The organism is Streptomyces tateyamensis (genome assembly GCF_003205575.1).
Taxonomy (GTDB): Bacteria; Actinomycetota; Actinomycetes; order Streptomycetales; family Streptomycetaceae; genus Kitasatospora; species Kitasatospora tateyamensis.
The window spans coordinates 63497-77141 of record NZ_PYBW01000108.1; the positions used below are offsets into that span (position 1 = coordinate 63497).

At 69.4% G+C, this 13645-nt stretch carries 10 protein-coding genes; 4 read left to right on the forward strand and 6 right to left on the reverse strand.

Annotated elements, in window-relative coordinates; all coding sequences use genetic code 11:
* Positions 1–67 precede the first annotated feature (67 nt).
* From C7C46_RS26080 to C7C46_RS26095, 4 genes are all read left to right on the forward strand, one after another.
* Positions 68–994 carry an ABC transporter permease gene (locus tag C7C46_RS26080; RefSeq protein ID WP_110672362.1) on the forward strand — a complete coding sequence of 309 codons (927 nt, stop codon included), beginning with the start codon at positions 68–70 and terminating at the stop codon, positions 992–994.
* Between the two features lie 76 nt (positions 995–1070).
* Positions 1071–1985, forward strand: a complete 915-nt coding sequence (locus C7C46_RS26085; RefSeq protein ID WP_110672410.1) for an ABC transporter permease — start codon at positions 1071–1073, stop codon at positions 1983–1985.
* 15 nt (positions 1986–2000) lie between these two features.
* Entirely contained in the window at positions 2001–3020 is a 1020-nt protein-coding gene (locus C7C46_RS26090) for an ABC transporter ATP-binding protein (protein ID WP_110672363.1), read from the forward strand.
* The gene (locus C7C46_RS26095) at positions 3010–4254 is read left to right on the forward strand and encodes an ABC transporter ATP-binding protein (protein WP_181442522.1); all 1245 of its coding nucleotides are present in this window, start codon (positions 3010–3012) and stop codon (positions 4252–4254) included. The genes C7C46_RS26090 and C7C46_RS26095 overlap by 11 nt, the downstream gene beginning before the upstream one ends.
* A gap of 68 nt (positions 4255–4322) precedes the next feature.
* Here C7C46_RS26095 and C7C46_RS26100 read toward each other — a convergent pair whose 3' ends face one another.
* From C7C46_RS26100 to C7C46_RS26125, 6 genes are all read right to left on the reverse strand, one after another.
* On the reverse strand, positions 4323–5423 hold the full coding sequence (locus tag C7C46_RS26100; RefSeq protein ID WP_110672365.1) for an ABC transporter ATP-binding protein: 1101 nt from the start codon (positions 5421–5423) through the stop codon (positions 4323–4325).
* A 28-nt stretch (positions 5424–5451) separates the two neighbouring features.
* Complete coding sequence (locus C7C46_RS26105) at positions 5452–6522, reverse strand: ABC transporter ATP-binding protein (RefSeq protein ID WP_110672366.1); 1071 nt, start codon at positions 6520–6522, stop codon at positions 5452–5454.
* A 55-nt stretch (positions 6523–6577) separates the two neighbouring features.
* Complete coding sequence (locus C7C46_RS26110) at positions 6578–7558, reverse strand: ABC transporter permease (protein WP_110672367.1); 981 nt, start codon at positions 7556–7558, stop codon at positions 6578–6580.
* A 165-nt stretch (positions 7559–7723) separates the two neighbouring features.
* Positions 7724–9493 (reverse strand): ABC transporter substrate-binding protein, encoded by a 1770-nt coding sequence (locus tag C7C46_RS26115; protein ID WP_110672368.1) that lies wholly within the window; start codon positions 9491–9493, stop codon positions 7724–7726.
* A 122-nt stretch (positions 9494–9615) separates the two neighbouring features.
* Positions 9616–10641, reverse strand: coding sequence for an ABC transporter permease (locus C7C46_RS26120; RefSeq protein ID WP_110672369.1), 1026 nt, complete (start codon positions 10639–10641; stop codon positions 9616–9618).
* 552 nt (positions 10642–11193) lie between these two features.
* Positions 11194–13530 (reverse strand): peptidoglycan binding domain-containing protein, encoded by a 2337-nt coding sequence (locus tag C7C46_RS26125; protein WP_181442523.1) that lies wholly within the window; start codon positions 13528–13530, stop codon positions 11194–11196.
* Positions 13531–13645: the final 115 nt, after the last annotated feature.

The following is a 13645-nucleotide window of genomic DNA, read 5'->3' on the forward strand; positions in this document are numbered from 1 at the left end:
CCCGAGCGGAGGGCGGGGCCCCGCCACTGGACCTCGTCCAGCCCGAACCCGTTAGGACGGAGGAGCGATGGGCACCTACGTGCTCCGGCGGATCCTGCAGATGATCCCGGTCTTCATCGGGGCCACCCTGCTGATCTTCCTGATGGTCTACACCCTGCCGGGGGACCCGATCGCCGCGCTCTTCGGCGACAAGGCCGCGGACCCGGCTCAGGTGGCCCAGCTGCGGCACCTGTACTACCTCGACCAGCCGCTGTGGAAGCAGTACCTGCACTACATGTGGAACCTGCTGCAGGGCAACTTCGGCACCAGCTTCACCGGGCGTTCGGTCGCCGCCCTGATGGGCGATGCCTTCCCGGTGACGATCCGGCTGGCCCTGGTGGCCTTCGCCTTCGAGATCTTCGTCGGGATCCCGCTCGGCCTGCTCTCCGGCCTCAAGCGGGGCAGCCTGCTGGACACCCTGGTGCTGATCGGCACCCTGATCGTGATCTCGATCCCGGTCTTCGTGCTGGCCAACGTGGCCCAGCAGGTCGTCGGCGTCAACCTGGGCTGGGTGACACCCACCGTCCAGAACTCCAACGACATCAGCCAACTGATCCTGCCGGGACTGGTGCTCGGCTCGCTCTCACTGGCCTTCGTGACCCGGCTGACCCGGACCTCGATCGGCGAGAACCGGCGCGCGGACTACATGCGCACCGCGGTCGCCAAGGGGCTGCCGCAGCGCACCGTGATCTCCCGTCACCTGCTGCGCAACTCGCTGATCCCGGTCGTCACCTTCCTCGGCACCGACCTCGGCGCCCTGATGGGCGGGGCGATCGTCACGGAGGGCATCTTCAACGTGAAGGGGGTCGGCAACTTGCTCTACCAGGCGATCCGCCACAAGGAGGGACCGACCGTGGTCGGCGTGGTCACCGTGCTGGTGATCGTCTACCTGGTCGCCTCCCTCGTCGTCGACCTGCTCTACGCGGTCCTGGACCCGAGGATCCGGTATGCCTGATCCCTTCGACCCGGAGAATCCGACCCACACCCGGTTGCCGGACACGCACGCGCTGGACTACGCCGGCAACCAGGGCATGGCGGTCGAGCAGGACCAGCTGCTGGAGACCAGGCCGGAGAAGCGGGAAGAGGCCCGCAGTCTGTGGCAGGACGCCTGGCGGGATCTGCGGCGGCGGCCGATCTTCCTCGTCTCGGCGGTGCTGATCGTGCTGCTGGTGATCATCGCGATCTTCCCCGGCCTGTTCACCGACGCCGATCCGCGCCACGCCGACCTGGTCAACAACTACCTGAAGAAGCCGAACTGGACCGACTTCTTCGGGGCGGGCTGGTTCGGCTACGACGGCCAGGGCCGCTCGATCTACGCCCGGGTGCTGTACGGGGCCCGGGCCTCCATCACCGTCGGCATCTGCGTCACGCTGGCGGTGGCGATCACCGGCGGGCTGGCCGGCATGGTGGCCGGCTACTTCGGCGGCTGGGTGGACGCGCTCATCTCCCGGCTGGTGGACATCTTCTTCGGCATCCCGCTGCTGCTGGGCGCCCTGGTGATCCTCAACGCCTTCACCCACCGCACCGTCTGGAGCGTGGTCTTCGCGCTGGCCTTCCTCGGCTGGACCCAGATCGCCCGCGTGATGCGCGGCGCGGTGCTGACGGTGAAGCAGGCCGACTACGTGACCGCGGCCAGGGCGCTGGGCGCCGGCACCCGGCGGATCATGTTCCGGCACATCCTGCCCAACGCGGTGGCACCGGTGATCGTGGTCGCCACCATCGCGCTCGGCGGGTACATCGCGGCCGAGGCCACCCTGAGCTACCTGGGCATCGGCCTGCAGGACCCGACCATCTCCTGGGGGATCGACATCTCCTCGGCCCAGAACGTGATCCGGACCGCGCCGTACGCGCTGTTCTTCCCGGCCGCCGCGCTGTCGATCACGGTGCTGGCGTTCATCATGCTCGGCGACGCGGTGCGCGACGCCCTCGATCCGAAGCTGCGCTGAGAGGGGCCGCGCGTCATGACCACCATCGTCGGCATGCCCTTGCTGGACGTCCGCGACCTGCACGTGGAGTTCGTCACCCGGGACGGGGTCGCCAAGGCCGTCAACGGGGTCAACTACCGCGTCAGCGCGGGGGAGACGCTCGCCGTCCTGGGCGAGTCCGGATCCGGCAAGTCCGTCACCGCCCAGGCGATCATGGGCATCCTGGACATGCCCCCGGCCCGGATCCCCAAGGGGCAGATCCTGTTCAAGGGTGAGGACATGCTCACCATGGGCAAGGACGCCCGCCGGAAGATCCGCGGCCAGAAGATCGCGATGATCTTCCAGGACGCGCTCTCCTCGCTCAACCCGGTGCTCAGCGTGGGCTACCAGCTGGGCGAGATGTTCCGGGCGCACCGCGGCGCCTCGCACAAGGACGCCAAGGCCAAGGCGGTCGAGCTGATGGACCGGGTGCGGATCCCGGCCGCCGCACAGCGGGTGAACGACTACCCGCACCAGTTCTCCGGCGGCATGCGCCAGCGCATCATGATCGCCATGGCGCTGGCGCTCGAGCCCGACCTGATCATCGCGGACGAGCCCACCACCGCGCTGGACGTCACCGTGCAGGCCCAGGTGATGGACCTGCTGGCGGAGCTGCAGGCCGAGTACCACATGGGCCTGATCCTGATCACCCACGACCTCGGCGTGGTGGCCGACGTGGCCGACAAGATCGCGGTGATGTACGCCGGCCAGATCGTCGAGACCGCGCCGGTGCACGACCTGTACGCGGCGCCCGCGCACCCGTACACCCGCGGCCTGCTGGACTCGATCCCGCGGCTGGACCAGAAGGGCCAGGAGCTCTTCGCGATCAAGGGGCTGCCGCCCAACCTGCTGCGGATCCCGCCGGGCTGCCCGTTCAACCCGCGCTGCCCCCGGGCGCAGGACATCTGCCGGCGGACCGACCCGCCGCTGACCCAGGTGGTCGCCGACGACGGCGAGCCGGTCCTGGGTCGGGCCAGTGCCTGCCACTTCTGGAAGGAGACGCTCCGTGACGACTGACGGCGCGACCGCGCTCGGTGCCGCTCAGCCGGAGGAGGCGGCCTTCGCCCAGCCGGTGTCCTGCGGCGAGCCGATCCTCCAGGTGCGGGACCTGGTCAAGCACTTCCCGCTGACCAGGGGCGTGCTCTTCAAGCGGCAGGTCGGCGCGGTCAAGGCGGTGGACGGGGTCTCCTTCGACCTGGTGAAGGGGGAGACCCTGGGCATCGTCGGCGAGTCGGGCTGCGGCAAGTCCACGCTGGCCAAGGTGCTGATGAACCTGGAGCCGGCCACCGCCGGCTCGGTGAAGTACAAGGGGGAGGAGATCTCCGGGCTGCGCGGCTCGGCGCTCAAGGCGGTGCGGCGCAACATCCAGATGGTCTTCCAGGACCCGTACACCTCGCTCAACCCGCGGATGACGGTCGGTGACATCATCGGCGAGCCCTACGAGATCCACCCCGAGGTGGCCCCCAAGGGGCAGCGGAAGACGGCGGTGCAGGACCTGCTGGACGTGGTCGGGCTCAACCCCGAGTACATCAACCGCTACCCGCACCAGTTCTCCGGCGGCCAGCGCCAGCGGATCGGCATCGCCCGCGGGCTCGCGCTCAAGCCCGAGGTGATCATCTGCGACGAGCCGGTCTCCGCGCTGGACGTCTCGGTGCAGGCCCAGGTGATCAACCTGCTGGAGCAGTTGCAGGGCGAGTTCGACCTGTCCTACATGTTCATCGCGCACGACCTGTCGATCGTGCGGCACATCTCCGACCGGGTCGGGGTGATGTACCTGGGCAAGATGGTCGAGCTGGGCAGCGACGCGGAGATCTACGACCACGCGACCCACCCGTACACCCAGGCGCTGCTCTCCGCCGTCCCGGTGCCCGACCCGACCGCGCGCGAGCGGCGGGACCGGATCGTGCTCACCGGCGACGTCCCCTCCCCGGCCAACCCGCCCTCCGGCTGCCGGTTCCGCACCCGCTGCTGGAAGGCCCAGGACCGCTGTGCCGTCGAGGAGCCGCTGCTGGCCCGCCCGGCCTGGCTGACCGGCCTGGCGGTGCACGACTCGGCTTGTCACTTCGCGGCGGAGCGCGAGATCGAACTCAGTGCGGCGGAGCGCGAGATCGAACTCAGTGCGGCGGAGCGCGAGATCGGACCCAGAGCCGCGGAGCGCGAGGTCGGCCCCAGCACGCCGGAGCGCGAGATCGGACCCAGCACCGCCGAGCGGCAGGAAAACGAGGGCGGCGAGACGGGGACCCCGCAGTAGCCGGCGGTGAAAGCGGTGTGGCCCCCCTCCCGAAGGAGGGGGGCCACACCGGTGGCGCGGACCAGGGCTCAGTCCTGGGCGTCGCGCGGCTCGGGCAGCGCGTCCGCCGCGGCCTTGCGGGCGGCGGGGGTGATGCCGTCCTCGGGGTAGTGGCAGGCCGTCAGGTGGCCCGGGGCGCTGCTGCTGAGCTGGATCAGCGGCGGCTCCTCGGTGGCGCACTTCTCGGTGGCCTTCCAGCAGCGGGTGCGGAACCGGCAGCCGGAGGGCGGGTTGAGCGGCGACGGGACGTCACCGGTGAGCCGGATCCGCTCCTGCGAGGCGTTGTCCGGGTCGGCGTCCGGCGCGGCCGAGAGCAGTGCGTGGGTGTACGGGTGGCGCGGGCGGTTGTAGAGCGAGTCGCGGTCGGCGATCTCGACGATCTTGCCCAGGTACATCACCGCGACGCGCTGCGAGAAGTGCCGCACGATCGACAGGTCGTGCGCGATGAAGACGAAGGCGATGCCCATCTCCCGCTGCAGCTCCTGCAGCAGGTTGACCACCTGGGCCTGGATCGACACGTCGAGCGCGGAGACCGGCTCGTCGGCCACGATCAGCTTCGGGTTGAGCGAGAGCGCGCGGGCGACACCGATGCGCTGCCGCTGACCGCCGGAGAACTCGTGCGGGAAGCGGTTGAAGTGCTCCGGGTTGAGGCCGACGATCTCCAGGAGCTCCTTGGCCCGGGCGTCGCGGCCGCCGGGCGGGTTGATCCCGTTGATCTCCATCGGGTTGGTGATGATGGTGCCGACGGTGTGCCGCGGGTTCAGCGAGGAGTACGGGTCCTGGAAGATCATCTGGATCTCGGACCGGATCGGCGCCAGTTCCTTGCGGCCGGCGTGCGAGATGTCCAGGCCGTTGTACCTGATCGAGCCTGCGGTGGGCTCGTACAGCCGGGTGACCAGGCGACCGGTGGTCGACTTGCCGCAGCCCGACTCGCCCACCAGGCCCAGGCTCTCGCCCGCGGACACGGTGAAGCTGACGTTGTCCACCGCCTGGACCGCGCCGACCTGGCGCTTGAACGGGAAGCCGCCCATCACCGGGAAGTGCTTGGTGAGGCCGTCGACCTCCAGCAGGACCTGGCCCGGGGTGGTGGCGGGGCCCTGCGACTTGCTCAGCGTCTGCTCTGCGCTCATGGGATTTCCTTGGCTCCTTAACCGAGGCTCAGCTGCTCAGCCGGGGCAGGATCTGCTCGGTGAGGATGGACTGCTTCTGCGCGGGGGTGAGGTGACAGGCCGACAGGTGGCCGTTGGCCATCGCCAGCGGCGGGCGCTCGGTGGTGCAGCGGTCGCCGGTCACCAGCTCCTTGTACGCGCAGCGGGGGTTGAACGCGCAGCCGGCCGGCGGGTTCAGCAGGGACGGCGGGGTGCCCGGGATGGGCTCCAGCGGCACGTCCACCGAGGCGTTGATCCGCGGGATCGAGCTGAGCAGGCCCCAGCCGTACGGGTGCTGGGAGCGCTTCAGCACCTCGCGCATGGTGCCGCGCTCGACCGCCCGGCCGGCGTACATCACCAGCACGTCGTCGGCGATCTCGCGGATCACCCCGAGGTCGTGGGTGATGAAGATGATCGAGGTGCCGGACTCCTGCTGGAGGTCCTTGAGCAGGTCGACGATCTGCGCCTGCACCGTCACGTCCAGCGCGGTGGTCGGCTCGTCGGCGATCAGCAGGTCGGGGTCGCAGACCAGGGCCATGGCGATCATGGCGCGCTGGCGCATACCGCCGGAGAACTGGTGCGGGAAGTCGTCGACCCGGGTCTGCGGCTGCGGGATGCCCACCCGGCGCAGCATCTCGATCGCCCGGGCGCGGGCCTCGCGCTTGCTGGCGCCGGTGTGCTTCATGAACGGCTCGGCGATCTGTCGGCCGATCGTGTAGTACGGCGACAGCGCGGCCAGCGCGTCCTGGAAGATCATCGCCATCTTGTTGCCGCGCAGCTTCTCCATGTCCTTCTGGGAAGCCGCGAGCAGGTCCTGGCCGTCCAGGTTGATGGAGCCCTCGATGGTGGTGTTGCGCGGGTTGTGCAGCCCCATCACCGCGAGGTTGGACACCGACTTGCCGGAGCCCGACTCGCCGACGATCCCGAGGGTCTTGCCCTTCTCGAGGTCGAAGGTGAGGTTGTTGACGGCCTTGACGATGCCGTCCTCGGTGCGGAAGCGGACCTGCAGGTCGCGGACCGAGAGGAAGGCGGCGCCGGCCTGGGGTGCGGTCGCGGACTCGGACTGGGTCAGGGTGCTCACGGTCGGATCTCCTCGGGAGCGGGGCGGAGCGGGGCGGTCACGGATGCGAAGGTGCTCATCCCAGCCGGACCCGGGGGTCGAGGAGGGCGTAGGCGGCGTCGACGATGATGTTGAAGAGCAGGATCGCGGCGGAGCTGAAGAGCAGCACGCCCAGCTCCAGGTAGAGGTCGGCCTGGTTGACCGACTTGACGGCCAGGAAGCCGAGGCCGTGGATGGAGAAGGTCACCTCGGTGATGATCGCGCCGGAGAAGACGGCGCCCAGGTCGATACCGAAGATGGTGATGATCGGGGCCATCGCGCCGCGCAGCGCGTAGCGCCACCAGACGTAGCGGTTCGACATGCCCTTGGCCCGGGCCGCCCGGATGTGGTCCTCGGAGAGCTGCTCCAGCATCAGCGAGCGGACCTGGCGGGTGTAGTTGGACCAGAAGATGACCGACATGACCAGCCACGGGAGGATCATGCCCATGAAGCAGCCCCAGGGGTCCTGGGTGATCGGCACGTACTCGGGGCGGTCCAGCCACTTGAGGTTGTAGACGAAGAGCGCCATGGCCAGCGGGCCGATGAAGAAGATCTGCGTCGACTGGCCGACCAGCGAGATGGAACTGGAGACCCGGTCGAGGAGCGAGCCCTGCTTCCACGCCGAGATCATGCCCAGGCCCACGCCGATGCTCAGGAAGCAGATCGCGCCACCGACGGCCAGCACGAAGGTGGCGGGGTAGTTGGCCGCGATGCGGTCCCACACGAACGCCTGGCCGGCGTAGGAGTAGCCCAGGCACGGGGCGGCGCAGTGGCCGACGGTGCCCATGTCCTGACCGACGAACAGGCCCGTGATGTAGTCCCAGAACTGCTGGCCGAGGGACCGGTCCAGGTGCATGTTGTGCGTGATCTGGGCCAGCAGCTGCGGGGTGCAGCCCTTGGGGCAGTTCATTTGTGCCGGGTTGTTTCCGCTGCTGTGGAACGCGAAGAAGGTCAGCGCAACCAGCAGGAAGATGATGACGAACGCGCCGAGCGCCCGGCGGATGAGAAATCGGAGCATGGGATGGGCTCTTCCGAGTGAGGGCGCCAGCGGCGGCCACGTCGTGGAGAGTGCGACCCCTTGGATTGCAAGGGGGTCGGCACGTGGCCCGGGCAGGGCCACCCAGCAGCTGCTGGGTGGCCCCGCCCGGGGGAGTCGGCCGGAGGCCGACTCCGGTTCCGGTGCTTACTTGATGTAGACGCTCGACACGTCGATGCTGCCGAGGACCTGGTTGTAGGCCACACCGCCGAGGCCGGCGCCGTAGACCTGGAAGAACTTGTCGTACGTGGCCGGGATCTTCGGCACGTCGGTCGCCAGGATCTTGTCGGCGAGCTTCATCCACTCGTCAGCGGCCTGGGCCTGGTCCTGGATCTTGGCGATCCGGTCCATCTCGGCGTCCATGGCCGGGTTCTTGTAGTGCGAGTAGTTGGTGCCACCGTTGACGACCTGGTTGGAGCCCAGGGTCGGCGGGAGGACCGAGTCGCCGGACGGCCAGTCAGCGCCCCAGCCGGTGCGGTACAGGTCGAAGCCGTTGTCGACCTTGCCGATCTGGGTGTAGTAGGAGGTCGGGTCGATCTCCTTGCGGCTGGCCTGGAAACCGGCCTGGTTCAGCGCGTCCACGACGGTGGCCGAGACCTTCTGCCAGCGCGGGGTGTTGGCGTAGGCCAGGACGATCGGGTAGTTCAGCTTGTTCGCGTCCGTCAGGATCTTCTTGGCCGCGGTCGGGTCACCGTTCGGGTTGGCCTTGAGGCCCAGCGGGTCGCTGTCCTTCCAGCCCGCGATGGTCGGGCTGACCAGGTTGCCCGCGATGTCGCCGGTGGTGGCGCCACCCAGCTGCTTCTGCACGGCGGCGGCCGGGAAGGCCTTGGCCAGCGCCTTGCGGACGTTGAGGTCCGTCACGCGGGTGTTGTTGATGTCGAAGGTGTCGACGAACGGCTGGAACTGGCTGATGGTCCGCGAGGCCATCGACGGGTCGTCCTGGATCGTCTTGATCAGGGACGCGTCCGCGTTGGTCACCAGGGTGAGCGCGTTCTTGTCGTCACCCGCGCCACCGACCAGGCGCTGGGTCAGCTGCGGGTTCTGGACACCCAGCTCGAAGTCCCACTCGTCCACGTACTGGTGGCGGATCGCGTCGCTCTTCGGGTCCCAGTTCTCGTTCTTGACGAGGACGAGGGACTTGTCCGGCTCGTACGACTTGATCTTGTAGGGGCCGATCGAGACCGGGTGGTTGTTGTACTTGTCCTTGTCGTCCTTCGACTTCTCGATCGCGGTGATGTCGGGCATCGCCGCGGCGTACGGGGCGTCCGTGTGGACGTCCTTGAAGTGGAAGACGATGGTCTTGTCGTCCGGGGTGCCGATGACGTCGTCACCGAGGTCGCCGGCGTCCGGGCCCTTGTAGACCTTGCGGTAGTCGTCGCCCGACAGCCAGATCGGGAAGTAGGTGGCGCCCTGGGTCTGGTAGTCGGCGTAGAGGCGCTCGACCGCGTACTTGACGTCCTTCGAGGTGATCGGCGTGCCGTCCTCGAACTTCAGGCCGTCCTTGAGGGTCCAGGTCCAGGTCTTGCCGCCATCGGTGGTGTTACCGGTGTCGGTCGCCAGGTCGCCGACCAGGATGGTCTTGCCGCTGACCGGGTCGGTCTTGTAGTTCGTCAGCTGGCGGCTGTAGAGCATGCCGACGGCCTGGTACTGGTTGACGTACTGCTGGCTCGGGTCCAGGTAGTCGAAGCCGCTGGCCTCGATGTCGTGGGCGACACCGCCGGACTTGGCACCCGGAACGTCCTTGGCCGGCCCGGTCGAGTCGGCCTTGGTGCCGATGCCGAAGTTGGCGACCGCCGAGGAGGCGCCACTCTTCTTGCTGTTGTCGGTCGAGGCCTTGCCGCCCCCACCGCAAGCGGTCAGCGAGAGGGCGCTGACCGCCACGAGCGCCGGCACGAGTGCTGCCTTGCGAAGTCTCATTGGTTCCTACCTGTCACTGGTCATGTTCTGTCTGGCCAGCTGCGGACCGGCGGGGCTGCACTGCCCCGGGGTGGCCGGTGCTGGGGGGAGCTGTACTACGGGTGGAACAGCAGGTGGGGCGACTAGCGGATGGTCTTCGGGTCCAGTGCGTCACGCACCGAGTCGCCGAACAGGTTGAACGCGATAGCGAAGATCATCAGCGAGATACCGGGGACCATCAGGTAGGTCAGGTCGTCCCGGTAGTAGGAGGACGCGTCCAGGAACATCAGGCCCCAGTCCGGCGTGGGCGAGACCATGCCGACGCCGAGGAAGGACAGGCCTGCCTCCGCGGTGACCATGGCCGGCAGCATCAGGGTGACCTGGACCAGGATCGTGGTCGCGAGGTTGGGCATCAGCTCCTTGAAGATGATGCGCCAGGAGGAGGCACCGGAGATCTTGGCGGCCTCGACGTACTCACGCTCGCGCAGGCTCAGCGACAGGCCGCGCAGCAGGCGCGCGGTGCCCATCCAGCCGAGGAAGGTCTGCACCAGCACGATGGCGATGACCCGCATGTAGACCGGGGTCTCACGGTCGATCGGGACGAACCAGATCAGCACGATCGGGGTGAACGCGATGAAGAAGAGCTGGGTCGGCAGACCGAGCAGCAGGTCGGAGAAGCGACCCACCAGGTAGTCGAACCGGCCGCCGAGGTAGCCCTGGGCGACACCGATCACGATCCCGAAGATGCTCGAGAAGATGGTGATCAGCAGGCCGATGCCGAGCGAGGTGCGGATGCCGTAGATCAGCTGGGCGAAGACGTCGAACCCGTTGGAGGGGGTGAGCCCCAGCCAGTGGGCCGCGCTCATGCCGCCGTTGGGGCCGATCGGCAGGCCGCTGTCGTCCAGCAGGCTCAGGTCGCGGGTGCCGTACGGGATGTACGGGGACTGGCCCTGGAGGCCCGTGATCACCGGCGCGAGGATGGCGACCAGGATGTAGAGGAGCACGATGCCCGCGCAGAACACGCCGGCGCGATTGCGCTTGAAGCGGCTCCAGGCGATCTGGCCCGGGGTGCGCCCGAGGAGAGCGGCGGGCTTGTCAGCCCCGTCTCCCGTCGCGGACGCAACGACGACCTGTTCGGTCGTGGTCGTGTCCTCAGTTGGCGTCGTCATGGTGCGAAAGCTCCCGCCGGTGGTCTGTGCAGCAGCAACGTGGAAGAAGTTGGTCGAACGGACTCTCGCAACTCGTTTATCGAACGTCAAGAGTTTCTCTGTGGCTGGACTGTGGGTTTTGGCATCGTTCTGGAATGTCCACCAGGTTGTAGCTTCCAACCTCTTGACAACCTCATGGCGAGACTGGGTAAAACGGACATAATGGGGCGTATCGCGTTCATAAGTTCGTAACGAGCGCTTGGCGACACCGATATGTGAACGCGATGATCCTGCGACAGCGTTATCAACACGCGTAGACTGCCCTGTCCGTTTTGCACCATGCTGACCGGATTACCTGTCGGTTTTTTGCGTCCGGATACCGGACGGATTTGGCGGGATGCCGCCGGTGGCGACTATTCGTCAGCCATTAACCGGGCCCTCGCAAATCCGTCGGGAGACTTGCTGCCCACGCTCGGTGACAGTTACACGCCACTGGCGGGATGTCGCCGGGAAAAGCCGGGAGTCCCGGAACTCACGTGTTCCGGGACTCCTGGCCGAGCTAAATTGACATGCTCACATGCGGAATTTGAAGGTGCGGTCCGCCGTGCCGTTCTTGTCGTAGACCGAGGCGATGGCGTCGGCAACGTCCTGCGGCGTGATCGGTGCTGAAGTTCCATCAGATTTGCGGAACTTCAGCTTGTCGAAAGTCGTTCCAAGCTGACTGCCCAACTGGTCCAGATCCCACTTGGCGCCGATGGTGCCGCCGGCGTCCGGGGCCAGGGTGAGCGCCTTGGCGGCCGTCACCTTGGTGAAGGTGAACCTGTGGGTGCCGGCCCAGACGATGACAGGGGCGCTGGTGATCTGCTTGCCCAGCGTGTCGGCCGCCTGCTGCAGCGCCTGGGTGGAGACCTTGGGCGCGGCATTGGTGGTGGCCAGGGTGACCGGCTGGTCCGGCTTGCCGGCCGCCCGGTCCTGGTAGGCCTGGACCACCTGGTCGGCGGCGTTCGCGCTGTCCAGGGTCTGGCCGCTCTGGCCGGGCACCACGGTCGCGTTGCCGCTGTCGTCGAACTGGACGAAGCCCTCCTTGAGCCCGTGCGCGGCGCCCGAGGCCAGCGAGTCGAGCGCCGCCTTGAGCTTGGCCCGGTCGATCCGCACCGCCGGCGGGACCGCCTTGGTGCCACCGGTGAGCGAGGAGAACACGTCGGCCGGGGCGTAGCTGTGCTTGGTCAGCCCGTCCACGGTGCCCGTGGTGTCGAAGCTGAGCCCGGCGGTGGTCGGGTCCAGCGGCAGGGTCTGGTCGCCGAGCTTCAGCTGGATCGGTCGCTGGCCGGCCTTGCCGACGGTGCCGTCGAGCTGGTGCACCGCCTGGTCGCGGCTGTCGCCGCCGATGTCGGTACCGAGCACGGTGGTGCCGCGCGGCACGTCGGACTGATTGAGCATCAGGCCGGTGCCGTAGACCGCGGCGCCCAGGAAGACCACGCCACCGGTGCCGGTGACCAGCAGTTTCTTCGCCTTGGAGCGCTTCTTGGCGGCGGGGGCGGCCGGCTTGGGCGCCGGGGCCGGGGTGGTGGCCGGGGCGGTGGCCCCGGCCGGGAGCGGCCCGGGGGGAGTGGCTCCGGTGGGCCCCGTGGGGGCGGAGCCGTAGCCGCCGGTCGCGGGCAGGCCCGGTATGGCCTGGTGCGGCGGCAGGTCGGCGGTGATCGGGGCGAAGCCGTCGACCTGGGTGTCCTCGCCCTCGTCCGGCAGCGCCAGGCCCTGGGCGGGGCCGGACGGGAAGCCGCCGGCCGGCGGCTGGTTGATGGGAGGCTGCGGGCGGGCGAACCGGCCGGGGGCGCCCGGGGTCCCGGTCGGGCGCGGAGCCGTGGCCGGGGCGGCGGCGAACGGGTCGGCCCCGGTGGGCGCGAAGGGGTCCGCGCCGGTGGGAGCGGCGGCGAACGGGTCGGCGCCGCTCGGCGTGGGCGCGTACGGCGAGGCGTTGTTCTGCGCCTGGTACGGGCCGGTCTGGCCCGGGCCGCCGGGCACGGGGGTGCCGTGCGGCGGGGTGGCGGCCGGTCGCGGGGTGCCGTGCGCCGGGGTGCCCGGCAGCTGCGTGCCGTGCGGCGGCGTGGCCGGGTGCCCCTGCGGCGACCGCGGCCCGCCCGCGTACGGGTCGGCCGGGTACCCCTGCGGTGCGCCGAACGGCGGGCCGGCGTTGCCGCCCTGCTGGGGCGGCGGAGTCTGCTGGGTGCTGTCGGCGGCGTACCGCGGCGCGGCCGACCGGCGGACTCCGGGTTCGGCGGTCCGCTGGTACGGCGTGCCACCCGCCGGCCCGGCGGGCGCGCCCGGGGCCGCAGCGGGTGCGGGTGCGGGCGCCTGAGCCGCCGTCGGACGCGGCGCCCGGGCGGCGGCGGGGGCAGCCGGGCTGGCCACCGGCTCCGGCCGGCCCTTCTGCCGCGGCCGGAACCACTCGCCGGTGGACTCCGAGTCCTCGCGGGCGCCGGACGGCGCCGGGGTGCGCCACTCGGGCGGCAGGTCCGGCGGCGGCGCGGTGCGCCCGCCCTGGTCCATCACGCCGAGCACCGGCGAGGCCGACGGCGCCGAACGGTGCCGCGGGCCGGTCGGCGCCGGCGCCGGGGCGGGCGGCTCCGGCTCGGCCCCGCCCTCCTCCGGCTTGACCGCGCTGCGCACCACCACCGGCGGGATCGGCCGCGAACCAGGGATGTTGATCGAGATCCTGGTGGTCAGCGTGGTCTCGGTGGTCTTGGGCTCGGGTTCGGCCTCCACGGGCTGTGGGGCGAACGGGTCGTCGGCTCCGAAGCCGTTGCCCAGGCCGGGGATTCCGTACGGCGGGGTGCCCGACGGGTAGGCGTCGGGCCCGCCGGGTCCCCGGCGGGAGGACGGGGAGGCGCTGTCAGATTCGCGGCTGCTCAATGCTGCTCTGCTCCGGGTTCGCGGCCGGACGGCTCGTCCGACGATGCTGCGGCACCACCATACTGGGAACGCCTGTGAGGCGAACTGCTTCCTATAGAACCCGATACGTCCGGAT